Annotated in this window: 20 protein-coding genes; 13 read left to right on the top strand and 7 right to left on the bottom strand. The window is 70.6% G+C overall.

The genetic code is table 11. The features are described 5' to 3' along the window. Positions 1-37: 37 nt before the first annotated feature. The gene (locus JGR78_RS14750; protein ID WP_182803260.1) at positions 38-1,012 is read right to left on the bottom strand and encodes a glutathione S-transferase family protein; all 975 of its coding nucleotides are present in this window, start codon (positions 1,010-1,012) and stop codon (positions 38-40) included. A 40-nt stretch (positions 1,013-1,052) separates the two neighbouring features. On the opposite strand from JGR78_RS14750, the gene JGR78_RS14745 reads away from it, so the two are divergent. From JGR78_RS14745 to JGR78_RS14725, 5 genes are all read left to right on the top strand, one after another. Next, positions 1,053-1,844, top strand: a complete 792-nt coding sequence (locus JGR78_RS14745) for an exodeoxyribonuclease III (protein WP_182791796.1) — start codon at positions 1,053-1,055, stop codon at positions 1,842-1,844. Between the two features lie 77 nt (positions 1,845-1,921). Beyond that, complete coding sequence (locus JGR78_RS14740) at positions 1,922-2,833, top strand: co-chaperone YbbN (RefSeq protein WP_182791738.1); 912 nt, start codon at positions 1,922-1,924, stop codon at positions 2,831-2,833. Continuing rightward, positions 2,830-3,462 carry an LON peptidase substrate-binding domain-containing protein gene (locus JGR78_RS14735; protein ID WP_182803262.1) on the top strand — a complete coding sequence of 211 codons (633 nt, stop codon included), beginning with the start codon at positions 2,830-2,832 and terminating at the stop codon, positions 3,460-3,462. Before JGR78_RS14740 ends, JGR78_RS14735 begins: the two co-directional genes overlap by 4 nt. A gap of 53 nt (positions 3,463-3,515) precedes the next feature. Beyond that, entirely contained in the window at positions 3,516-3,674 is a 159-nt protein-coding gene (locus JGR78_RS14730) for a Trm112 family protein (protein ID WP_182791795.1), read from the top strand. A 3-nt stretch (positions 3,675-3,677) separates the two neighbouring features. Beyond that, positions 3,678-4,187, top strand: coding sequence for a GNAT family N-acetyltransferase (locus JGR78_RS14725; RefSeq protein WP_182803264.1), 510 nt, complete (start codon positions 3,678-3,680; stop codon positions 4,185-4,187). 54 nt (positions 4,188-4,241) lie between these two features. On the opposite strand, the gene JGR78_RS18245 is transcribed toward JGR78_RS14725, so the two are convergent. The 5 genes from JGR78_RS18245 to JGR78_RS14700 form a co-directional block, all read right to left on the bottom strand. After that, entirely contained in the window at positions 4,242-4,688 is a 447-nt protein-coding gene (locus JGR78_RS18245) for a DUF1003 domain-containing protein (RefSeq protein ID WP_255434692.1), read from the bottom strand. A gap of 190 nt (positions 4,689-4,878) precedes the next feature. Continuing rightward, positions 4,879-5,784 carry an N-acetyl-gamma-glutamyl-phosphate reductase gene (gene argC, locus JGR78_RS14715; RefSeq protein ID WP_182803266.1) on the bottom strand — a complete coding sequence of 302 codons (906 nt, stop codon included), beginning with the start codon at positions 5,782-5,784 and terminating at the stop codon, positions 4,879-4,881. A 40-nt stretch (positions 5,785-5,824) separates the two neighbouring features. Further along, entirely contained in the window at positions 5,825-6,154 is a 330-nt protein-coding gene (locus JGR78_RS14710) for a DUF779 domain-containing protein (RefSeq protein ID WP_182803269.1), read from the bottom strand. Then, positions 6,151-7,206, bottom strand: coding sequence for a DNA topoisomerase IB (locus tag JGR78_RS14705; RefSeq protein ID WP_182803270.1), 1,056 nt, complete (start codon positions 7,204-7,206; stop codon positions 6,151-6,153). The genes JGR78_RS14710 and JGR78_RS14705 overlap by 4 nt, the downstream gene beginning before the upstream one ends. Before the next feature lie 61 nt (positions 7,207-7,267). Next, a complete protein-coding gene (locus tag JGR78_RS14700) occupies positions 7,268-8,320 on the bottom strand; it encodes a quinoprotein relay system zinc metallohydrolase 2 (protein WP_182791725.1) in 1,053 nt (350 codons plus the stop codon). A gap of 157 nt (positions 8,321-8,477) precedes the next feature. Here JGR78_RS14700 and JGR78_RS14695 point away from each other — a divergent pair, with 157 nt between their 5' ends. The 3 genes from JGR78_RS14695 to JGR78_RS14685 all read left to right on the top strand — a co-directional run bounded on the left by JGR78_RS14695 (position 8,478) and on the right by JGR78_RS14685 (position 11,427). Then, positions 8,478-9,269, top strand: a complete 792-nt coding sequence (locus JGR78_RS14695) for a quinoprotein dehydrogenase-associated SoxYZ-like carrier (protein ID WP_182791723.1) — start codon at positions 8,478-8,480, stop codon at positions 9,267-9,269. Between the two features lie 60 nt (positions 9,270-9,329). Further along, positions 9,330-10,388 (top strand): aldo/keto reductase, encoded by a 1,059-nt coding sequence (locus tag JGR78_RS14690; protein ID WP_220494863.1) that lies wholly within the window; start codon positions 9,330-9,332, stop codon positions 10,386-10,388. 70 nt (positions 10,389-10,458) lie between these two features. Further along, complete coding sequence (locus JGR78_RS14685; protein ID WP_182791722.1) at positions 10,459-11,427, top strand: nitronate monooxygenase family protein; 969 nt, start codon at positions 10,459-10,461, stop codon at positions 11,425-11,427. A 5-nt stretch (positions 11,428-11,432) separates the two neighbouring features. On the opposite strand, the gene JGR78_RS14680 is transcribed toward JGR78_RS14685, so the two are convergent. Beyond that, positions 11,433-12,914, bottom strand: a complete 1,482-nt coding sequence (locus tag JGR78_RS14680) for a nucleobase:cation symporter-2 family protein (RefSeq protein WP_182791720.1) — start codon at positions 12,912-12,914, stop codon at positions 11,433-11,435. Between the two features lie 142 nt (positions 12,915-13,056). Here JGR78_RS14680 and JGR78_RS14675 point away from each other — a divergent pair, with 142 nt between their 5' ends. The 5 genes from JGR78_RS14675 to addA are packed head-to-tail and all read left to right on the top strand — an operon-like array spanning position 13,057 to position 22,383. Further along, the gene (locus tag JGR78_RS14675; protein WP_182791719.1) at positions 13,057-13,908 is read left to right on the top strand and encodes an IclR family transcriptional regulator; all 852 of its coding nucleotides are present in this window, start codon (positions 13,057-13,059) and stop codon (positions 13,906-13,908) included. 16 nt (positions 13,909-13,924) lie between these two features. Then, entirely contained in the window at positions 13,925-15,358 is a 1,434-nt protein-coding gene (gene tsaE / locus JGR78_RS14670) for a tRNA (adenosine(37)-N6)-threonylcarbamoyltransferase complex ATPase subunit type 1 TsaE (protein ID WP_182791717.1), read from the top strand. After that, complete coding sequence (locus tag JGR78_RS14665) at positions 15,355-16,038, top strand: nucleotidyltransferase family protein (protein WP_182791716.1); 684 nt, start codon at positions 15,355-15,357, stop codon at positions 16,036-16,038. Before tsaE ends, JGR78_RS14665 begins: the two co-directional genes overlap by 4 nt. Next, positions 16,035-18,971 (top strand): double-strand break repair protein AddB, encoded by a 2,937-nt coding sequence (gene addB / locus JGR78_RS14660; protein ID WP_182791714.1) that lies wholly within the window; start codon positions 16,035-16,037, stop codon positions 18,969-18,971. Before JGR78_RS14665 ends, addB begins: the two co-directional genes overlap by 4 nt. Next, complete coding sequence (gene addA / locus JGR78_RS14655; protein WP_234450763.1) at positions 18,964-22,383, top strand: double-strand break repair helicase AddA; 3,420 nt, start codon at positions 18,964-18,966, stop codon at positions 22,381-22,383. Before addB ends, addA begins: the two co-directional genes overlap by 8 nt. The last annotated feature ends 27 nt before the right edge of the window (positions 22,384-22,410 follow it).

Raw genomic sequence — 22,410 nt, 5'->3', positions numbered from 1 at the left:
GGCCCCGGCATTGCGCCGGGGTTTTTTTCTGCGCGGGTCAGCCGCGTCCGTGCGGCTCGTCCCAGTCGATCACCGGGTTGATCGGGATCAGGCCGTGCGGGTTCAGGTCGGGGTGGCTGCGGTAGTAGTGGTGGGTGATGTGGTCCTGCCGCACGGTGGGGGCGATGCCGGGCATCTGGTAAAGTTCGCGCGTCCAGGCCCAGAGGTTCGGATAGTCGCGCAGCCACTGGCGGTTGCACTTGAAATGCGTGTGATAGACCGTGTCGAAGCGCACGGCGCTGGTGAACATGCGCCAGTCGGCCTCGGTCAGCCGGTCCCCGGTCAGGTAGCGCTGGCGCGAAAGGATGTCGTCGGCCCACTCCATCGTCTCGAAAACGGGGCCGATGGCCTCGTCATAGGCGGCTTGCGTGGCGGCGAAACCGGCGCGATAGACCCCGTTGTTGAAGTTCGGATAGACGCGCTCGTTCACCGCCTCGATCTCGGCGCGCAGGTCCTCGGGCCAGTAATGCGCCTCGTTCCCGGTCAGCGCGTCGAAGGCGCTGTCCAGCATGCGGATGATCTCGCTCGATTCGTTGGATACGATGGTGTTCTGCTGCTTGTCCCAGAGGACCGGCACCGTGACCTTGCCGGTCATCTTCGGGTCGGCGCGCAGGTAGATCTCGCGCAGGTAGTCGGACCCGAACAGCGGGTCGCCGGTGGCCCCGTCGAAATCGGTGGCGAAGGTCCAGCCCTCGTCCCCCATCACCGGATGGACCACCGAGACGTCGATATGCGGCGCAAGTCCCTTGAGTTCGCGGAAGATCAGCGTCCGGTGCGCCCATGGGCAGGCGTAGGAGACGTAGAGGTGATAGCGCCCGCTTTCCGCCTGAAAGCCCCCCTGCCCCGATGGCCCTGCCTCGCCGCCCGGCGTGCACCAGTTGCGGAAGCCCGCGTTCTGGCGCTTGTAGGCGCCGTCCTTTTTCGACGCCCCGATGCTGCCCTTGGTCCAGACCCCGTCCACAAGCTGGTTCATCGGCTTCCCCTTTCCCGCGCTGCGCGTTAAGTCGCGCCCCATGTTCACCATTGCCACCTGGAACATCAACTCGGTCCGCCTGCGGGCCGGTCTCGTCACCCGTCTTCTGGGCGAGGAAGCCCCGGACATCCTCTGCCTGCAGGAATGCAAGTCGCCGATCGAGAAGATGCCCTTCGATCTGTTCCACGATCTCGGCTATCGCTGGATCGTGGCCCGCGGCCAGCGCGGTTACAACGGCGTGGCGATCCTGTCGCGCCTGCCGATCATCGATGCGGGCGACCAGGACCACGCAGGGCTGGGCCACGCCCGCCATGTCGCCGCAAGGCTGGAGAACGGCGTCACCATCCACAACGTTTATGTCCCCGCAGGCGGCGATGTCCCGGACCGCGAGGTCAATATCAAGTTCGGCCAGAAACTCGACTACCTGACCGACATGCGCGACAGCTTCCATTCGGAAAAGCCCGCGCGGTCGATCCTCGTCGGTGACCTCAACATCGCGCCGATGGAGGATGACGTCTGGTCCCACAAGGCGATGCAGAGGATCGTCAGCCATACCCCCATCGAGATCGAGCATCTGGCCCAGACGCAGGACGCGGGCGACTGGGTGGATGTCACGCGCAAGGATATCCCCGACGGCAAGCTTTATTCTTGGTGGAGCTATCGCGCCCGCGACTGGGACGCGGCCGACAAGGGCCGCAGGCTGGACCACATCTGGGCGACCGCCGACATCGCGCAGGCGGGCCACGCCAGCCGCATCCTGCGCCCCGTGCGGGGATGGGATCAGCCCAGCGACCACGTCCCCGTCTTCGCCTGCTTCGACCTGAGCGTGTGACCGCAAGGCCCCTTCCGGTCCCGCGCGCCAACGCCCATATTGCGGCCAATTGAAGAAACACTCCGGGGATCAGGACGATGCTGCTGCAAGGCTCGGGCGAGACGCCGCCGAACACCGCCGATTTCATCAAGGACGTGACCGAGGCCGATTTCATGGCCGAGGTGATCGACGCCTCGATGCAGGTGCCGGTGATCGTGGATTTCTGGGCGACATGGTGCGGCCCGTGCAAGACGCTGGGTCCGCAGCTTGAGGCCGAGGTCGCCCGCCACAAGGGCCGGGTCAGGATGGCCAAGGTCGATGTGGACAAGAACCAGATGATCGCCCAGCAGTTGCGGGTGCAGTCGATCCCGACCGTTTATGCCTTCTTCCAGGGCCAGCCGGTCGATGCCTTCCAAGGCGCGATCCCGCAGAGCCAGATCAAGGCTTTCGTGGACAAGCTGGCGGCTTTGGGCGGCGATGACGGCGGCCTCGGCGCCGCGCTGGAAGCCGCCGAGGCGATGCTTGCCGAAGGCGCCGCGCTGGATGCCGTCGAAACCTTTGCCGCAATTCTGGGAGAAGAACCCGAAAACCCGCAGGCCTGGGGCGGGCTGATCCGCGCCCAGTTGGCCGGGGGCGACACCGAAGCGGCCGAGGCGGCGCTGGGGCAGGTGCCTGCCGCCGTCGCCACGGCCGCCCCGGTCGAGGCCGCCCGCGCGCAACTGGCGCTGGCCCGGCAGGCCGCCAATGCCGGGCCGCTGGCGGATCTGGAATCGCGGGTGAACGCCGACCCTTCGGACAGCCAGGCCCGCTTCGACTATGCGACCGCGCTGCACGCCGCGGGCCGGGTCGAGGAGGCCATCGACCAGTTGCTCGAATCCTTCCGTCGCGACCGCGACTGGAACGACGGCGCCGCCAAGGCGCAGCTGCTGACGATCTTCGACGCGCTGCCGCCCACCGACCCTCTGGTGCAGAAGGGGCGCCGGCGGCTGTCGTCGCTGATCTTCGCGTGAGCCTGCGCGGCACCCTGCCCGACACGATCCCGCTGTTCCCGCTGCCCGGCGCGGTGCTGCTGCCGCGCACCCGCCTGCCGCTGCATATCTTCGAGCCGCGCTACCTGCAGATGGTGGATGACGTGCTGAAGACGGGCGACCGGATGATCGGGATGATCCAGCCCAACGGCGACGGTCTTGCCACTGTCGGCACCGCCGGGCGTATCACGATGTTTTCCGAGGCTGACGACGGGCGGCTGATGATCTCGCTGCGCGCGGTGTCGCGGTTCCGGCTGGCGGAACGGATCGAGGGCTTCACTCCCTACCTGCGCGGCCGGATCGAGTGGAGCGAGTTCCGGTCGGACCGCGCCGGCTCGGTGCCGCCCGATCCCGCCTTCGACCGCCCCGGTTTCATCGAACGGCTGCGCCGCTACATGGACGAGCGCGAGCTGTCCACCGATTGGAACGCTGCCGAGGAGGCCGACGACGAGCTGCTGGTCAACAGCCTGTCCATGCTGCTGCCGCTGGGCGTCGAGGAAAAGCAGGCGCTGCTGGAAGCCCCCGACCTGCCCGCCCGGCGCGAGATGCTGGACGGCCTTCTGGAATACGCCCTGCACGGCGGCGGCGATGACGAGGAGATGCTGCATTGACCACCCCGCCCCTGCCCGAAGCCCCCGCCCCCGCCCCCGCCTTCGACCGGCATATGCTGGAAGCGCTGGTCTGCCCGGTGACGCATGGGCCGCTGTCCTATGACGCCGCGCGGCAGGAACTGGTGTCGCGGACGGCTGGCCTCGCCTTCCCGATCCGCGCGGGCATCCCGATCATGCTGGTGACCGAGGCGCGGCAGATCAAGGCGGACTGAGCAATGCCCGACCCCGGCGTCACCCTGCGCGAAGAGGTCCCCGGCGATGCAACTGCGATCCGCAGCCTTGTCACCGAGGCATTCCGGGGCGCGGCCCATGCCAGCGGGACCGAGGCGCAGATCGTGGACGGCCTGCGCGCGGCGGGCGCCCTGAGCCTGTCGCTGGTGGCCGAGGGGGACGCGGGCATCCTCGGCCATGTCGCGGCCTCGCCCGTCGGCATCGGGGATGCGCCGGGCTGGTTCGGCATCGGCCCCCTTGCGGTCAGGCCCGACCGGCAGTCGCGCGGCATCGGCGCGGCGCTGATGCAGGCGGCGCTGGCGCGGCTGCGGGCCGTAGGGGCGCGGGGCGCGGTGCTGGTGGGCGAGCCTGCATATTACGCGCGCTTCGGCTTTGCGCCCGATCTCGGCCTCACCGTGCGCGGCATCCCGGCAGACTATGTGCTGGCGCTGCCCTTTGCCGAACCCGCGCGGGGCGAGGTCCGGCATCACCCCGCCTTCGGCCTCGAGGGCTGAGCATCCGCAAAGGCGCGAACGCCAGCGGCACCCGCTGAACCGGCCCGGGCAGGTTCAGCCGTCCGGCCGCAGCCCCTGCGCCGGGCGCGCGCCGCCGTCCCCGTCCACGCGCCGCAGCAACTCGTCCAGTTGCCCGGCGATGCGGGCGATGTCGTCCCTCATCGCCAGCAGCTCGCTGTGACGCAGCTCATCCAGCTTTTCATGCAGCGCCATGATCTCGAGCGCGGCCTTCAGGTTGACCTCGTAGTCATGGGCCGCGTCGATGCGGTCACGCTGCGCCTGCCGGTTCTGGCTCATCATGATGACGGGCGCCTGGATCGCGGCCAGCATCGACAGGATCAGGTTCAGGAAGATGAAGGGATAGGGATCGAAGGCCCCGCGCCCCGGCAGCCAGGTGTTGCCGACGGTGCACAGCAGCATGAAGGCGCCGAACCACAGGATGAAGGGCCATGACCCGCCGAAGCGGGCGACGGCATCCGCGAGGCGCTGGCCGAAGGTCAGCCCGGTTCCATATTCCCCGCCGGTATCCCGCGCGATCGGCCGGCGCGTGACCGAGCTTTAAAGGACGCGATGTTCCGGCCCGTTCAGCCCCTCGGGCGGGCGGCTCAGCCAGCGTTGCGCCATGTCCTCGACTGTCCTGCTCATGACCGGTCCTCCTTTCCATCTTCGGGATCGGAGACCGGCGGCGGGGTCAGAGCCCCGCGCCCTCGTCCGCCCCGATCATCAGGTTCAGGTTCTGCACCGCCGCGCCCGACGCACCTTTCCCGAGGTTGTCCAGAACCGCCACCAGCACCGCGCAGCCGTTCTCGTCGCTACCGTGGACGGAGAGATGCATCTCGTTGGTGTCGTTCAGGACGGTGGGGATCACGCGGGCCACAGGCTCGACGACCTTGACGAAACGCGCGCCCTCATAGTGGCGGGCCAGCGCGTCGCGCAGGTCCGAGAGCTTGCGGCCCTGCAGTTGCAGCGGGATCTGCACGACCATGCCCTGCGCGAACTGTCCCACGGAGGGCGCGAAGACCGGGCGGCGGGTCAGCTTGGAATGCTTGATGATCTCGGGCAGGTGCTTGTGGCCCTGGCCCAGCGCATAGACGAAGTGGGCGGGCGCGCCCTCGATCTCCATCTCTGCGATCAGTTCCTTGCCGCCGCCGGTATAGCCGGACACCGCGTTGATCGAGGCGATCTCATCCGGGGCCACCAGCCCCGCCGCCACCAGCGGCGCCGCTAGCGCGATGGCGCCGGTGGAATAGCAGCCGGGGTTGGACACATGGCGAGCCGTGGCGATGGCCTCGCGCGCGCCGGCGGTCAGTTCGGGGAAGCCGAAGGCCCAGCCGTCGGCCACCCGATGCGCGGTCGAGGCGTCGATGAAGCGCACCTCCAGCCCCTCGGCCAGCGCCACCGCTTCCTTCGCGGCGGCGTCGGGAAGGCAAAGGATGGCGACTTGGGCCTCGGCCAGCGCCTCGCGCCGGGCCTCGGGGTCTTTCCGGCGAGCAGGGACGAGTTGGACCAGCTCGATGTCGCGGCGTGGGGCCAGGCGCTCGCGGATCTGCAACCCCGTGGTTCCGGCCTCGCCGTCGATGAACACCTTGTGCGCCATGTCGCCCCCTTTCGCTTGCCCCGCGATGTGGACCCTGGGCCTAAGAGGCGCAAGTGGGCGCGCGCAGGACGAAATGGCGGTCCAGCGCATTGTCGAGGCTGAAGCCCGACCCGCGCCCCGGCACCGCATCCACCATCAGGTCGGTGTCGGCCCATGCCTCGGCCTGAAGGCTGCCGGTCCAGAAGGGTGCGGTGCCGATGGTGCCAAGCTGCACGTCATTGCTGCCGATGCGGAAGTCGCCCTGTGCATAGACCATGGGCGCGGTCCCGTCGCAGCAGCCGCCCGACAGGTGGAACATGACCGGGCCATGCGCGGCCTCGATCTCGGCCAGCAGGTCCAGCGCGGCTTGGGTGGCGGTGATGCGGTTCATGCGGCGAGCCTCTGCTTGAGGAAGTCCAGCACCTGCCGTTCCTCGAGGCGCAGGGCGGGTTCCTCCAGTTCCTCGGCGATCTCCTCGGTGATTTCCAGTGCGAGGTCGTCGGACAGGTAGCTGTCGATCACCTGCGGGTGGACATAGCACTTGCGGCAGATCGTGGGCGTGTTGCCCAAGCGGGCCGAGACCTGTTCGATCGCCTCGCGGACGTTGCGCTTGGCGGCGGCCGCGCTGTCGGCCTTCTCGTATTCGGCCAGCGCCAGCGCCGCCAGCACCGTGCCGGTCCAGGTGCGGAAATCCTTGGCGGTGATGTCGGTGCCCGAAATCTCGCGCAAGTAGGCGTTCACGTCGCCCGAGGTGACGGATCGCCGCTCGCCATCCTCGTCGAGATACTGGAACAGGTGCTGCCCCGGCAGGTCCTGGCTGGCCTTGACGATCCGCGCCACCCGGCGGTCGCGGATGCCGAGGTTCCATTCCTTGCCGCTTTTCCCCTTGAAGCGGAAGCGGACCTGCGAGCCTTCGATCTTCACATGGCGGTCGTTCAGCGTTGTCAGCCCGTGCGACTTGTTCTGCTTGGCGTAATCGGCGTTGCCGACCCGGATCATCGTCGTTTCCAGCAGATGCACCACCGTCGCCAGCATCTTTTCGCGCGGCATCCCCCGGCGGCTCATGTCCTCGTCCACGCGGGCGCGCAGGGAGGGAAGGGCGGCCGCGAAATCCAGCATCCGCTCGTATTTCGTGCTGTCGCGGGCCTCGCGGAAGCGGGGGTGATAGCGATACTGCTTGCGCCCGCGGACATCGCGGCCCGTCGCTTGCACATGGCCGTTGGAGTCGGGGCAGATCCAGACATCGGTATAGGCGGGCGGGATCGCCAGAGCGCGGATGCGGGCCAGCGTGTCCTTGTCCTTGACCGTTTTGCCGTCAGGGCCGGGATAGCTGAAGCCCTTGCCCGCGCGGCGGCGGCGGATGCCGGGTTCCGAGTCGCTGACGTAGACGAGCCCGGCGCTTTCGGCGGCATCCTGCGGATCGACGATGCTGCCTGTCGCCATGATTCATCCCTTGCGGCTGTGGCGAAGAACGCGAGCCGGCCCGTTCCGGTTCGCGGGCGGCTCAGTCCCATTCCATCTCGGCATAAGCTGCGGCAGCGTTCCTCGCGGTCGTCGCGGGAAAGTCGGCCCAGCCATCCGCCAGCGGGGTCATCGCCACCCCCATCGCCGGGACCGCCGCCGACAGGCCCTGCCCCGCGTCCAGTGCCGCCCGCACGGCGTCGCGCAGGGCCTCCAGATAGGACCGCTGCGCGGCGTTTGCCTCGGTGAACGAACCTGCCACCGGACCGTGCCCCGGAATGACCGGAGCCCCCTCGTGCGGCTGGGCGTTCCAGTCGAGCCAGCCTTTCAGCGAGCCGTCCACGACCGGCGTCAGCCCCCGAAACACCAGATCACCGGTGAACAGCGCCCCCGTGGCGCTGTCGCGCACGGTCAGGTCGCTGTCGGTATGGGCGCGGGGCACCGGAGACAGTTCCAGCGTCCGCCCCCCGAGGTCCAGCACCTCTGGCCCCGAGATGGTCCGTGTCGGACCGATCAGGACCGTGCCCGCCCATGCCGCTGCGCCGATCTGCGCGGGGATGCTTTCGGCCCAGGTCTCGCGGCGGAGGTCCAGCGCCTCGGGCAGGCGGGCGTCGCCTATGATCTCGGCGCCCGCCTCGGCGAAGACCTCGGCACCGGCGATGTGATCAGGGTGCATGTGGGTCAGGACCACAGGGCCGATGGGCAGGCCGGTCAGGCGGCGGATGGCGGCGTACAGTGCCTCTCCCTGCGCGCGCGAGCCGCCGGGGTCGATCACCGCCACGCGGCTGTCGCCCACAACCACGCCGAGGTTGGCGATCCAGCCGCGGTTTTCGGGGGAAAGCTGCGCGTCGGCGCCGCGATGGACGTGGACGCCGGGGGCGACTTCGGCAAGTTCCAGCGCCTCGGCCCGGGCCAGCGGCTCGCAGCGCCAGCCCTGACCGGTCAGGTCCGGGTGCGCGGCCAGCCAGGCGGCGGCGGTATCCTCGGCCTTGGCCTCGCATCCTGCCGCATCCAGTGCCTCGGCGGCGGGCAGCAGGCGGTCCGCGCAGGCCAGGGGATCGGCAGCAAGGCAGGCGGTCAGGATCAGGACGTGCATCGGCGGGCCCTCCGGCGGGCAGAGTGTCGCGCTCTCGCGGCCTGCACAGCGCCGGAGACAGGTTCTACGACCTTGGTCGGGGTCGCCGTCCCGGCCCCTGCTTTGTCACCATCCTTCAGCATCCGGCCGGTCCGCACCGGCCAAAGGGAGATTCGCCATGTCCCTTCGCCTTTCACCGCTGCCCCTGGTCCTTGCCTTGGCAATCCTTGGCAGCCCCGCGCTGGCTGCGGACAACCCGCTGCAGCCCTCGCCCGCCTGGGACGACATGCGATCCGGCGTGATCGGCACCGATGCCGAGCCGCCGGTCGATCCCGCCATCTTCGACCTCGATGCCCCCATGCGCGCGGAAAACCCGGCGCTGGTCCCGATCCGTATCACCCAGGCCCCCGGCAGCCCCCGCATCACCGGGCTGGCGCTGGTGATCGACCAGAACCCCGCACCGGTGGCGGGGGAATTCACCTTCGGCCCCGCCACCGCGCCCTTGGACTTCGAGGTTCGGGTGCGGGTGGACGCCTATTCCGACGTCCGCGCCATCGCCACGCTGGAGGACGGGCGGCAGGTCATGGCCGGGCGCTTCGTCAAGGCCTCGGGCGGCTGCGCGGCGCCTGCCGGCGGCGGCGCCAAGGCGCGCGAGGGGATGGGCGAGATGCGCTTCCGCAGCGAACCGGCGGAGGGCCGCGCAATGGGGACGCTGATGATCCGGCATCCCAACTTCTCGGGCCTGCAGCGCGATCAGGTGACGCTGCTGAACATCCCTGCCGAGTTCGTCCAGACCATCGAGCTGAAACAGGGCGACGAGGTGCTGATGACGATGGAGGGCGGCATCTCGATCTCCGAGAACCCGGTGTTCCGCCTCGGCTACAAGCCCAACGGCCAGCCGGTCACTGCCCATGCCGAGGACACCGACGGCCGGGTGTTCCAGCAAAGCTTTCCGGCAGCGGGCGGCTGACCGCTTGCCTGCAGGGGGCCGCGCTGTCAGGTTGCCCGCGCATCCGCGACGGGACCATCCATGATCAACACACGCAAGCTGGGCGGCCTGACCGTCAGCGACATCTGCCTTGGCACCATGACCTTCGGCAAGGACACGGCTCGCGAAGAGGCGCTGGCCCAGATGGACCGGGCGCTGGACGCCGGGATCACCTTCTGGGACACGGCCGAGATGTATCCGGTGAACCCCGCCCTGGCCGAGACCTACGGCCTGACCGAGGAGATCATCGGCGAATGGCTGTCCTCGCGCGGGGGACGCGAGCGGCTGCAGATCGCCACAAAGGCCAGCGGCCCGAACGGCGGCCACACGCGTGGCGGCAAGGGCTTCGAGCCGGAGAACATCGCGGGCGCCGTGGACGAATCGCTGCGGCGGCTCGGAACCGATCACATCGACCTTTACCAGCTTCACTGGCCCAAGCGCGGCAGCTACGCATTCCGCCAGAACTGGACCTATGACCCCAGCCGCGCGTCCAAGGCGCGGGCGCAGGACCACATGGACGGCATCCTGACGGCGATGCGCGAACTCGTGGCTGCCGGAAAGGTGCGCGAGTTCGGCCTTTCCAACGAGACCGCCTGGGGCACCATGTCCTGGCTGGCCGCAGCCGAGCGCACCGGCGGGCCGCGGGTGGTCTCGATTCAGAACGAATACGGGCCTTTGCATCGGCTTTACGACACCGATCTGGCCGAGGTGGGCCACAAGGAAGGCGTGACGCTGATGGCCTATTCGCCGCTGGCCGCAGGACTGCTGACCGGCAAATATGCGGATGGCGCGATCCCCGAGGGCAGCCGCGCCGGGAACGACCGCCTGCGGGGCGGCGAGGGCGACCTGCACGGGCGCGCGACCCCGCGCGGCATCGCCGCCGCCGAGGCGTGGGGGCAGATGGCGCGCGGGCTGGGACTGGACCCGATCCACGCGGCCATCGCCTTTGTCCGCCAGCGGCCCTTTCCGGCGATCCCGATCCTCGGGGCCACGCGAATGGCGCAACTGGACCACCTGATCGCGGGGCTGGACCTGCGGCTAAACGCCGAGGCCACGCGCGCCATCGACGCGTTCCACCGGGGGCACCCGCTTCCCTTCTGACGCAGCGGTGGGGGTTGCGGCCCCCGCACCGGCCCGCATCATGGCCGCGTCCGGTCAAAGGGGAAAAACCATGCTGCCGCCGATCCTGTCGAACCTGCGCCTGCCGGTCGTCGCCGCGCCGATGTTCATCGTCTCGTCCCCCGACCTGGTGATCGCCCAGTGCAAGGCCGGGATCGTCGGTTCCTTCCCCGCGCTGAATGCCCGCGAAAGAGACGGAGAGCCGCCGCTGCTGGACGCCTGGCTGACCCGCATCGCCGAGGAACTGGACCGCCACAACCAGGCCAACCCCGACCGGCCCGCAGCACCCTTCGCGGTGAACCAGATCGTCCACCGATCCAACGCCCGGCTCGACCGCGACATCGAGATCTGCCACCGCCACAAGGTGCCGATCTGGATCACCAGCCTCGGCGCGCGCCCCGAGGTGAACGAGGCCGCCCATGATTGCGGCGGCATCACGCTTCACGATGTCATCAACAAGACCTTCGCCCGCAAGGCGCTGGAGAAGGGCGCGGACGGGCTGATCGCGGTCGCGGCGGGCGCGGGTGGCCATGCGGGACCGCAAAGCCCCTTTGCCCTGATCGGGGAAATCCGCGAGTTCTTCGACGGTCCCTTGCTGCTCTCGGGCGCCATCGCCACCGGCCGCGCGGTGCTGGCCGCGCAGGCGATGGGGGCGGATCTTGCCTATGTCGGCAGCCCCTTCATCGCCACCGAGGAAGCGAATGCGGTCCCCGACTACAAGCGGATGATCGTCGAATCGGGGGCCGAGGACATCGTCTATTCCCCGCTGTTCACAGGCATCCACGGCAACTATCTCAAGCCCTCGATTCGGGCGGCGGGGATGGACCCCGACGCGTTGGGGGACGCCGCGCCCGAAACCATGGACTTCGGCAAGGGCAGCGCCAAGGCCAAGGCCTGGAGCCAGATCTGGGGTTCGGGCCAGGGCATCAGCGCGGTGAAGGAGGTCGTCCCGGCAGGCGCCCTCGTGGACCGGCTGGCCCGCGAATACGCCGAGGCCCGCCGGTCCTTGTTGGAAGGGTAAGCCCCTCAGTGGGCGTCGGCCTGCGCGGCGGCGCGGGTCAGTTCCGCCTGATCGACATGGCGCGCGCCGTTGAAGAACCAGTTCAGGAACACCGCCGACAGCGCCGCCAGCAAGATGCCTGAATGGGTCAGCACCTTGGTCCCGGCGGGCAGCCACTGGTCGAAGTTGTTGGCGATCATCGGGATCATGCCCATGCCGATCGACACCGCCACCACGAACAGGTTGTGCCGGTTGCCGGCGAAATCAACCTGCGACAGCACCCGGATGCCGGTCGCCGCGACCATCCCGAACATCACCACCCCGGCGCCGCCAAGGACGACCGTGGGCAGCGCCTCGACCAGGGCACCCATCTTGGGGATCAGCCCGAGGACGATCATGATCGCGCCGCCCGCCACGCAGACATGGCGCGAGCGCACTCCGGTCACAGCCACCAGCCCCACGTTCTGGCTGAACGAGGTATAGGGAAAGGTGTTGAAGATGCCCCCCAGAAGTGTGCCCACGCCATCGGCGCGCAGGCCCGCGGCAAGCCTCGGCTGGTCGATGCGCTGGTCCACCATGTTGCCCAGCGCAAGGAACATGCCCGTCGATTCGATCATCACCACCAGCATGACCATCGTCATGGTCAGGATCATCAGCGGATCGAAGATCGGCATGCCGAAATGGAAGGGCCGGATCGGCGCGAACCAGGCGGCGGCGGCGACCTTCTCGAACTGCATCAGTCCCAGCGCCGTGGCGAGGATGCCGCCGACGAGGATGCCGACCAGCACCGCGATATTGGCCAGGAACCCGCGGGCGAAGCGGGCGATCAGCAGGATCGTCGCCAGCACCACGGCAGCGATCACCATGTTGCGGGGGGCGGCGTAAAGCGTGTTCGGCATGCTCGGCGCAAGGCGCAGCCCCTCGGGGACGCCGCCGGCCGCGACCTGCGCGTCCAGCCAGGCCTGCATCGCCGGGTCCACCAGCGTGGGCGCGGTCGGTCCGACCTGCAGCCCGAAGATCCAGTTGATGCCGATGGGCATCAGGCTGACCCCGATCACGAGGATCACCGTCCCCGTCACCACCGGCGGGAAGAACCGCAGCATCCGGCTGACCAGCGGCGCGATCAGGATCGAGATCACCCCCGCCCCGATCACCGCCCCGAACAGCGCCCGCGCGCCTTCCTGCCCCGGCGTCTGGTTGGCGATGGCGACCATCGGACCTACGGCGGCGAAGGTCACGCCCATCATCACCGGCATCCTGACACCCAGCCAAGCCCCCGCCCCCAGCGACTGGATGATCGAGGCGATACCGCAGACGAAAAGATCGGCCGAGATCAGGAAGGCCACCTCCTCGGGCGGAAGCTGCAGGGCGCGGCCGACGATCAGCGGCACCGCGATGGCGCCCGCATACATCACCAGCACATGCTGCAGCCCCAGCGTGAACAGGCGCGGCGCGGGCAGCATCGCATCCACCGGATGCACGGCCCCCCGGTTGGTCAGGTCGGTCATGGTTTCCTCCTGCCGGGCCTGTCGGTCCGCCCGGTCCCTCGGGGCCAGACTGCAACGGAGGCGGCGCGGCGCAAAGGCTTTCCTGCGGCTTTCCGCGATGCGGATTGCGGGGTAGCGCGGTTTGCGGCAGCTTGGCCGGCGCATGGACGACGCACGAATCCGCAAGGGCCCTGCCCCCTCGCCCGCCCGCGCCCCGCGACAGGGACCGGCCGTCGGTTCCCCCGTGGTGGACCGGGCGCTGATGCTGCTGGAGGTGCTGGCCGAAAGCGACGGGCTGACCCTGTCCGAACTGGGGCGACGGCTGGGGCTGGCGCCCTCGACGGTGCATCGTCTGCTGTCGGCCTTGGCCGCCCGCAGGCTGGCCGAGGCCGATCCGGCAACGCAGATCTGGACCGTCGGCCCCGGCGCCTTCCGCCTTGGCGCCGCCTTCCTGCGGCGCGGAGGTCTGGCCGAGCGCGCCCGCCCGGTTCTGGCGCGGCTGGCACAGGACAGCGGCGAAACCGCCGTGCTGGCGGTGCCGGACGGGGATTCGGCGCTGGTGGTGGCGGAGGCGCCGGGCGGCGCAACCCTGCGCGCCGTCCTGCCGCCCGGCACCCGCCTGCCTTATCACGCAAGTGCCCCCGGCAAGGCGCTGATCGCGCATCTGCCGCTGGCACGGGTCCGCGCGCTGCTGGGCCGCGCCGCCCTGCCCGCGCTGACGCCGCGTTCGCTGACCGATCAGGGGGAACTGACCGCCGATCTTGCAACCCTGCGGCACGGCGGCTGGCTGACGGAGCGGGGCGAAGCCACCCTCGGGCAGAACGGCATCGCCGCGCCGGTCTTCGGCGGCGCGGGCGAGCCGGTGGCGGCGCTGGGACTGGTCGGCCCCTCGGCGCGGCTGGACGACGCCGCGCTGGCCGCGCTGGGGCGCCGGGTGGCCGAGGCCGCAGCGGCGCTGGGCGCGGCCCTGGGCGGACCCTCCGGGCATCTTCCCCCGGCCCCGCGCAGGGGCTAGTTTCGCCGCCATGGACATGACCCTTCCCGCCCTCGCCGCCCTCGGCGACGCCGATGAAACGCTGACCGCCGCCTTGGCCCGCGTGCTGGGGGCCGTGCTGCGCCCCGGCGACACCCTGCTGCTGGAAGGCCCCGTGGGCGCCGGCAAGACCCATTTCGCCCGCGCCCTGATCCGCGCCCGGCAGGGCGAGGCGCCCGAGGACGTGCCCAGCCCCACCTTCACCCTTGTCCAGACCTACCGCGACGTGGCGGGGGTCGAGATCTGGCACGCAGACCTGTACCGCCTGACCGACCCTTCGGAGCTGGTGGAACTCGGGCTGGACGAGGCGATGACGCAGGCGATCACCCTCATCGAATGGCCCGACCGGTTGGGCGCCCCGCCGCCCGGCGTGCTGACCGTGACGCTGCACCCCTTGGAAAACGACCGCCGCCAGATCGTCCTGTCGGGCGATCCCACCCGCTGGTCCGACGCGCCGAGGCTGCTGGAGATCGCGCAGTTTCTGCAGGCCGCCGGCTGGGCGGGCGCGCGGGTCGCGCCGCTGGCGGGCGACGCCTCGGCCCGGCGCTATTTCCGGCTCTGGGGTGAGGACGGCACAGCGGTCCTGATGGACGACCCCACCGGCGCGATGCCCCGCTATCTGGAAATGACCGACTGGCTGCGCCAGCGCGGCTTTCACGCCCCCGCGCCCATCGCCCATAACGAACCCCACGGACTGGCCGTGGTCGAGGATCTGGGCGACGACCTCGTGGCCCGCGTCCTTGACCGCCAGCCCGAGGCCGCGCCCGCGATCTACGACCGCATCGCGGACCTGGTCGTGGACCTGCACAGTCACCGCCCGCCCGAGTTCGTCCCCGCGCTCGACGGCCCGGCGCTGGCGGAACAGGTGGGGCTGTTTGCGGACTATGCCGCCGCCGCAGGGGCGCCCATCGACGCGGCCGCACTGTCCCGAAACATTGCCACGCTTCATGCCGCGCTTTGCGACGACACCCTGCCGGTCCTGTCCCTGCGCGATTTCCACGCGGAAAACCTGGTCTGGCGGGGCGAGGCGCCGCTGGGCCTTCTGGACTTTCAGGACGCCGTGACGGCGCATCCGGCCTATGAGCTGGCCTCGGTCCTGCAGGATGCCCGCCGCGACGTGTCCCCCGAGATCGAGGAAGCCGCGATCACCCGCTACCTGACCGCGACGGAAGGGGACTACGCCGCATTCCGCGCCGCCTACGCCCTGCTGGGGGCGCAGCGCAACCTGCGGATCATGGGGATCTTCACCCGCCTCTGCCTGCAGGACGGCAAGGCCCGCTACCTCGACATGATGCCGCGCGTCTGGGCCGCGATCACCCGCAACCTTGCGCATCCGGCGCTGGCGCCCCTGGCGCGGGTGCTGAAGGACGTGCCCCCGCCATCGCCCCAGGTCATCGCGGCGATCCGCGCCCGCTGCGGAACGGGACAATGAGCGCGCCCGATACGCTGATGCTGTTCGCCGCCGGAAAGGGGACGCGGATGGCGCCCCTGACCGACGTGACGCCGAAACCCCTGATCCCGGTGGCGGGGCGGCCGCTGATCGACCATGCGCTGGCGCTTGCCCGCGCAGGTGGGGCGCGGCGGATCGTGGTCAACGTGCATCACCTCGGGCGGCAGATCGTGGACCATCTCGCGGGCGGCGAGGTCCTGATCTCGGACGAAACCGACACCCTGCTGGAAACCGGGGGCGGGCTGAAGAAGGCCCTGCCGCTGCTGGGCCACGACCCGGTTCTGACGATGAACCCGGATGTGATCTGGACCGGGCCAAACCCTGTCGCCGCGCTGCGGGCGGCGTGGGACAACCGCATGGACGCGCTGCTGATGCTGGTTCCCGTCGAGCAAGCACAAGGCCGCATCGGCGGCGGCGACTTCGCGCTGGACCCGCAGGGCCGGATCACCCGCGGCGGAGACTTCGTCTATACCGGCTGCCAGATCATCCGCACCGAGGGACTGGCCGGGATCGGGGAACCCGCCTTCTCGCTCAACCGCCTCTGGGACCGGATGATCGCGGATGGCCGCGCCTATGGCATCGTCCACCCCGGCGGCTGGTGCGACGTGGGCCGCCCCGACTGCATCCCGCTGGCCGAGGCGATGCTGGAGGCCGTGCCATGACGATGCGCGGCCTTTATGCCCTTCCCCCCGGCGTCGATTTCGGCGCCGAACTCGTGCGCGGGTTGCTGTCCCGCATGGCCGGGCGTCCGCCCGAGGCGCTTGCCGCCGTCACCATCTACGGCAACTCCAGCCACACCCTGCGGGCCATCGAGGCGGCCTTCCACGAGGCCGGTCCCCTGCTTCTGCCGCGCCTGCGGCTGATCGCCGAGATCGGCAGCGAATGCGGCTTTCCCCCGCCCGCGCCCCCCTTGGCGCGGCAGCTTCAACTGGCGCATCTGGTCGCGCGGGCGATGGCGGGCGATGACACCGGGCAGTCGGTCCCGGCGCTGACCCGCTCGCTGGCGGAACTGATGGCCGAGATGCAGGCCGAGGGGCTGGGTCCGGACGCGCTGGACGGCATCGACGCCGCCGATCACGCCGCCCACTGGCAGCGCACGCTGGCCTTCCTGCGGATCGCGGCGGGCTTTCACCTCGACGGCCAGCCCATCGACCGCGAGGCGCAGGCCCATGCCGCCGCCACGCGGCTGGCCGCCGACTGGGCCGAGGGGCAGAACCTGCCGCAAGGGCCGGTGATCGTCGCCGGCTCCAGCGGCTCGCACGGGGCCACGCGGCTGTTCATGGAGGCCGTCGCCCGCCTGCCCGAGGGCGCGGTGATCCTGCCCGGCCACGACCCCGACACCCCCGGCCACGTCTGGTCGATGCTGCGCGACGGCAACGAGGATCACCCGCAGGCCCGCCTCGGCCCGCTTGTCGCCAGTTGCGGGGTGCCACGCCCCTGGACCGAGGCGCGGGCGGCGGCTCCGGCGCGGAACCGGCTGGTCAGCCTTGCGCTGCGGCCCGCGCCCGTGACCGACCAGTGGGTGGCCGAGGGGCCTTCGCTGGGCGATCTGGAACGGGCGACCGAGGGCCTGACGCTGATCGAGGCCGAAAGCCCCGCCGCCGAGGCGGGCGCGCTCGCCGCGCTGATCCGCGAGGCCGTCCACAGGGGCGAGCCGGTGACGCTGATCGCCGCCGACCGCAGCCTGACGCGGCGGGTCTCGGCGGCGCTGGACCGCTGGGGGATCATCGCCGACGACAGCGCGGGCGTGCCGCTGCCGCTGACCGCCGCGGGCCTTTTCGTGCGCCATGTGGCCAGCCTGCCGGGGCGCCCCCTAGGCATCGATACGGCGCTGATCCTGCTCAAGCACCCCCTGACCGCGACCGGAGGCGGCCGCCATGCCCGCCGCCTGCACCTGCTGCAGACGCGCGAACTGGAACTGCACCTGCGCCGCCACGGTCCCGCCTTCCCGGATGGCGAGGCGCTGCGGACATGGGGCGCCCGAGGCCGGCGCGGCAAGCCGAATGCAGTGCGTGCCGCATGGGCGGACGGGATCGCCCGGATGCTGGATGCGACGGTGCCGCTGATCGCGGATGGCGGGCCGCTGCCGCTGGCGGAACGCGTCGCCCGCCACCGCAGGCTGGCCGAACTATGGGCGGCGGGACCGGGTGGCGAGGTGGAAGCCTCGGCGCTTTACGCCGAAAGCGCGGGCGAGAAGCTGCGGGCGGTGCTGGATCACTTGGCGCTGCACGCAGCCCACGGCCCGGAGATGCCGGCGAGGGACTTTGCCCGGCTGCTGGCCGATCTGCTGCAAGGGCAGGCGGTGCGGGTGGATGCCGCGGCGCATCCGCTGGTCCGCATCCGTGGCCCGCGCGAGGCGCGGACCGAAGCGCAGGGCCTTGTTATCCTTGGCGGACTGAACGAGGGCGGCTGGCCGCAGGCGCTGGATCCCGACCCCTGGCTCAGCAGGCCGATGCGGCGGCAGGCGGGGCTGACGCTGCCGGAACGGCGCATCGGGCTGGCGGCGCACGACTTCCAGATCAGCGTGGCCGCGCCGAAGGTGGTGCTGTCGCGGGCGCATCGCAGCGACGAATCCGAGACGATCCCTTCGCGCTGGCTCAACCGGCTGATGAACCTGATGAACGGGCTGCCCGCACAGGGCGGTCCCGCCGCGCTGGCGGCGATGCGGGCGCGGGGGCAGCTGTGGCTCGACCGGGCGGCGGCGATTGCGGCCCCGAGGGCGCAGGATGCGGCGCCCCCCTGCCCCCGTCCCTCGCCCCGCCCGCCTGCGCCTGCGATCCGGGAATTGTCGGTCACGGCGGTCGCACAGTTGATACGCGATCCGTATGCGATCTATGCACGCCACGTGCTGCGGCTGCGGGCGCTGGACCCGCTCTGCCCCCAGCCCGATGCGGCGGAGCGCGGCAACGTGCTGCACGCGATCATCCAGAGCTTCCTGTCGCCCACCCCGCAGCCGCACGAAGGCCCCGAGGCGCTGCTGACCCGGCTGATGGAGGCCGCCGACCGGGTGCTGGCCGAACAGGTGCCTTGGCCCTCGGTGCGGATGTTCTGGCGGGCGCGGATCGCGGGCATCGCGCAGCGGCTGGTGCGGGACGAGCATGAGCGACTGCAGGCGGGCCAGCCGCTGGTGGTCGAGCGGCAGTACCGGCTGACCGTGGATGGGCTGGACTTCACCCTGACCGCCAAGCCGGACCGCATCGACCGGCTGCAGGACGGGCGGGCGGTGATCTATGACTACAAGTCCGGGACGCCCCCCACCCGCCCGCAGATCCTGACGTTCGACAAGCAGCTTCCACTGGAAGCCGCGATGGCGGAACGCGGCGCCTTCGGCCAGAAGATGAAGGTCGCGGACCTGCGCTATATCCGCCTTGGTGGCGAGGGAGAGACCACGCCGCGCGGCTGGGACGACGAGATGGCGGAAACCTGGGACCAGTTCGTCGCCCTGATCTCGGCCTATCTGCAGGGCGAGCACGGCTTCACCGCCCGCCGCGCGATGGAGCGGACGGGCTTCGGGTCGGACTATGACCACCTTGCCCGCTATGGCGAATGGTCCGAGGCCGATCCGCCGCAACCGATCAGGGTGGGCCATGAATGATCTTTCCGTGAAGGGCATGGGGCCGGACCCCGCGACCCGCGCCCAGCACGTCGCGGCGGACCCGGACCGTTCCACCTGGCTGACGGCCAACGCGGGGTCCGGCAAGACCAGCGTGCTGACCGACCGGGTGGCGCGGCTGCTGCTGGCGGGGACGCGGCCGGAACGCATCCTCTGCCTGACCTATACCAAGGCCGCCGCGACCGAGATGCAGAACCGCCTGCTGCGCCGCCTGGGCGAATGGGCGATGCTGGACGACGCCGCCCTGACCGGGCGGCTGGCGCGCATGGGCGTGGGCGCGGGGGCCGACCTGAACGCGGCGCGGCGTCTGTTTGCCCAAGCCATCGAGACGCCGGGGGGCCTGAAGGTCCAGACCATCCACAGCTTCTGCGCGGGCGTCCTGCGGCGCTTTCCGCTGGAGGCCGGGGTGCCGCATGGCTTTGCCGAACTCGACGAGCGCAGCGCCGCCAACCTGCGGGCCGAGATCATCGAGCGCATGGCCGGCGACGACGCCCCCGAGATGGCCGACCTGCTAGCGCTGCAATCCGACAGCGGGCTGGACGATTTTCTTGCCAACCTCAAGGATTTCGACCGTCCGCCCTGCCCCGAGACGCTGTGGACGGCCTGCGGGTTGCCGCATGGCTTCGATGAACCCGCGCTGCTGGCGCAATGCTTCGACGGCGACGAGGCCACGCTGATCCCGGCGCTGATCCCGCTGCTGCAGGCGGGCGGCAAGACCGACGCCGGGGCGGCGGCGAAGCTGTCGGTCCGCGTCTGGGACCGCGCTGGGATCGAGGAACTGGTCACGCTGGAAGCCGTGCTGCTGACCGGCGAGAGTGCCAAGGCGCCGTTTTCGGCCAAGCGCGACAGTTTCCCGACCAAGGCGCTGCGCGAGGGGTCCTGCGCGGCGCTGATGGGGCGGCTGGATAGGCTGATGTCCCGCGTCGAGGCCGCGCGGCCGATGCGGCTGCAACTGGCCCATGCCCGGCGCACACTGGCGCTGCAGCGATTCGGCCATGCCTTCGGCAGCCGCTATGCGGCGGCGAAGACGGCGGGGGGCTGGCTCGACTTCGACGACCTGATCGGGCGGACGGCAAAGTTGCTGGACGATTCGGCCATGGCACAATGGGTGCTGTTCCGGCTGGACGGGGGGATCGACCATATCCTCGTGGACGAGGCGCAGGACACCTCGCCGCTGCAATGGCGGGTGATCCAGCGGCTGACGGACGAGTTCACGGCGGGCGCGGGCGCCGCCGACCGGGCGCGGACGCTCTTTGTCGTGGGCGATCCCAAGCAGTCGATCTATTCCTTCCAAGGCGCCGACATCGCCGTCTTCGAGGCGCGCCATGCCGAGTTCTCGGCGGCCTTCGACGCCGCGGGCCAGCCGATGCAAGACGCGGCGCTGCGCCATTCCTTCCGATCCTCGCCCGCGATCCTGCGGCTGACGGATGCGGTGTTTTCGGGCGAGGCCGCGCAGGGACTCGGCGACACCCCCAGCCACATCGCCTTTCACGAGGGGATGCCCGGCCGCGTGGACCTGTGGCCGCCGGTGCCGGACCCGGAAAAGCCCGAAGCGATGCCTTGGCACGCGCCGGTCGATACCGTCGCCGCCAATGCTGCCCCCCGCGTGCTGGCCGAGGCGGTGGCCAAGGCCGCCCACGACATGATCGGCACGCCCATCACCCTGCGGAACGCACGGGTGCGGCCGCTGCGGCCGGGCGACATCCTGATCCTCGTCCAGCGCCGCTCGGCCATCTTCCACGACCTGATCCGGGCGCTGAAGCAGGCCGGGCTGCCGGTGGCAGGCGCGGACCGGCTGCGGCTGGGGGGAGAGTTGGCCGTCAAGGACATCCGCGCCGTCCTGTCGGTGCTGGCCACGCCCGAGGACGACCTGTCGCTGGCCGCCGCCCTGCGCTCGCCCATCTTCGGGCTGAGCGAGGAGGAGCTTTACCGCCTTGCCGCTCCGCGCAAGGGCCTGCTGATCCAGGCGCTGCGGCGGTCGGGGCATGAGCGCGCCCGCGAGATCCTGTCCGACCTGCAGGGGCAGGCGGATTTCCTGCGGCCCTATGACCTGATCTCACGCCTGCTGGTGCGGCACGGGGGCCGGGCGCGGCTGATCGGGCGGCTTGGCCCCGAGGCCGAGGACGGCATCGACGAACTGTTGGCGCAGGCGCTGACTTATGAGACGAGCGAGACGCCCTCGCTGACGGGTTTCCTCGTCTGGCTGGCCGATGACGAGGCGCAGGTGAAGCGCCAACCGGGGGCGGCGCAGGAAGGGGCCGGGCTGATCCGGGTGATGACGGTGCATGGCGCCAAGGGGCTGGAAAGCCCGGTGGTGATCCTGCCCGACTGCGCCAAGCGCAAGGGACCGGGACGGACCGCGCAGACGATCCTGCCGGATGACGGGCCGCCCGCGCATTGGCGGGCCGCGAAGGCTTGGCAGACGCCGCAGGTGCAGGACTGGATTGCCCGCGACCAGCAGCGGCAGGAGGAGGAACGGCGGCGGCTTCTGTATGTCGGCCTCACCCGTGCGGAAAGCTGGCTGATCGTGGCGGCGGCGGGAGAGACCGGCGCGGCCACCGAAAGCTGGCACGCGATGGTGGCGGATGGAGTTTCCCGCGCCGAGGGGCTGGCGCAGGCCGACCTGCCCTGCGACTGGGGCGACTGCGGCATCCGCCGCCTGTCCTTCGGCGACTGGCCGACTTTGGCCGAGGCGGAGGTCCGCGCCGCGCGGCCCGCAGTGACGCTGCCCGACTGCCTGCACGAGAAGGCGCCGCCGGTGCCGCACGCGCCGGGTCCGGTTGCGGCAACGGCGCTGGGCGGCGACAAGGTGCTTGCGTCGGACCCTGCGAACGGAGGCGGGCGCGAGGCCGCGCTTCTCGCCGGCACGAGGCTGCACCTGCTGCTGGAGCATCTGCCGGGGGTGCCTCCCGAGGAGCGTCCTGCCCGCGCCCGTGACCTGCTGGCGGGGGCCGAGGGGGGCCTGCCGACCGAACCAGAGCTTGCCGCGCTGCTGGAGGAACTCGCCGCCCTGGTCGAGGCTGAGGAACTGGCGCCGCTGTTCTCGCCGCAGGGAACGGTGCTGCGCGAGGTGGCGCTGACCGCGCCGCTGCCGGGCGGGCGCAGGCTGTCGGGGACCATCGACCGGCTGATCGTGACCGAGGGGCTTGTCACCGCGCTCGACTACAAGTCGAACGCCGCCGTTCCCGAAACGGTTGACGCCGTTCCCGAAGGCTACCTGCGCCAGATGGCCGCCTATCGCCACGCGCTGCGGGCGATCTATCCGGGCCGCAGAATCGACTGCGCGATCCTGTGGACGCGGGCGCGCCAGGCCATGACGCTGCCCGATCCGCTGCTGGACGCGGCATGGGAGGCTGCCATGCGCGGCCTTGACCCTGCGCGGGTGCGTCCATAGCTCTCACCTGACCCGAGATAGCCCGAA

It is taken from the genome of Paracoccus sp. MC1862 (assembly GCF_016617715.1).
Taxonomy (GTDB): Bacteria; Pseudomonadota; Alphaproteobacteria; order Rhodobacterales; family Rhodobacteraceae; genus Paracoccus.
Note: the sequence above shows the minus strand (reverse complement) of the source record. Positions and strands in the feature narration are given on the sequence as shown.

What these genes read in the sequence shown, in the direction of transcription:
- JGR78_RS14675 (WP_182791719.1), top strand. Translation starts at nt 13,057, where the DNA reads ATGGACGACGCACGAATCCGCAAGGGCCCTGCCCCCTCGCCCGCCCGC.
- addA (WP_234450763.1), top strand. Translation starts at nt 18,964, where the DNA reads ATGAATGATCTTTCCGTGAAGGGCATGGGGCCGGACCCCGCGACCCGC.
- JGR78_RS14710 (WP_182803269.1), bottom strand. Translation starts at nt 6,154, where the DNA reads ATGAACCGCATCACCGCCACCCAAGCCGCGCTGGACCTGCTGGCCGAG.
- JGR78_RS14740 (WP_182791738.1), top strand. Translation starts at nt 1,922, where the DNA reads ATGCTGCTGCAAGGCTCGGGCGAGACGCCGCCGAACACCGCCGATTTC.
- JGR78_RS14685 (WP_182791722.1), top strand. Translation starts at nt 10,459, where the DNA reads ATGCTGCCGCCGATCCTGTCGAACCTGCGCCTGCCGGTCGTCGCCGCG.
- JGR78_RS14705 (WP_182803270.1), bottom strand. Translation starts at nt 7,206, where the DNA reads ATGGCGACAGGCAGCATCGTCGATCCGCAGGATGCCGCCGAAAGCGCC.
- JGR78_RS14750 (WP_182803260.1), bottom strand. Translation starts at nt 1,012, where the DNA reads ATGAACCAGCTTGTGGACGGGGTCTGGACCAAGGGCAGCATCGGGGCG.
- addB (WP_182791714.1), top strand. Translation starts at nt 16,035, where the DNA reads ATGACGATGCGCGGCCTTTATGCCCTTCCCCCCGGCGTCGATTTCGGC.
- JGR78_RS14665 (WP_182791716.1), top strand. Translation starts at nt 15,355, where the DNA reads ATGAGCGCGCCCGATACGCTGATGCTGTTCGCCGCCGGAAAGGGGACG.
- JGR78_RS14695 (WP_182791723.1), top strand. Translation starts at nt 8,478, where the DNA reads ATGTCCCTTCGCCTTTCACCGCTGCCCCTGGTCCTTGCCTTGGCAATC.
- JGR78_RS14690 (WP_220494863.1), top strand. Translation starts at nt 9,330, where the DNA reads ATGATCAACACACGCAAGCTGGGCGGCCTGACCGTCAGCGACATCTGC.
- JGR78_RS14745 (WP_182791796.1), top strand. Translation starts at nt 1,053, where the DNA reads ATGTTCACCATTGCCACCTGGAACATCAACTCGGTCCGCCTGCGGGCC.
- argC (WP_182803266.1), bottom strand. Translation starts at nt 5,784, where the DNA reads ATGGCGCACAAGGTGTTCATCGACGGCGAGGCCGGAACCACGGGGTTG.
- JGR78_RS14730 (WP_182791795.1), top strand. Translation starts at nt 3,516, where the DNA reads ATGCTGGAAGCGCTGGTCTGCCCGGTGACGCATGGGCCGCTGTCCTAT.
- JGR78_RS14725 (WP_182803264.1), top strand. Translation starts at nt 3,678, where the DNA reads ATGCCCGACCCCGGCGTCACCCTGCGCGAAGAGGTCCCCGGCGATGCA.
- JGR78_RS14700 (WP_182791725.1), bottom strand. Translation starts at nt 8,320, where the DNA reads ATGCACGTCCTGATCCTGACCGCCTGCCTTGCTGCCGATCCCCTGGCC.
- JGR78_RS14680 (WP_182791720.1), bottom strand. Translation starts at nt 12,914, where the DNA reads ATGACCGACCTGACCAACCGGGGGGCCGTGCATCCGGTGGATGCGATG.
- tsaE (WP_182791717.1), top strand. Translation starts at nt 13,925, where the DNA reads ATGACCCTTCCCGCCCTCGCCGCCCTCGGCGACGCCGATGAAACGCTG.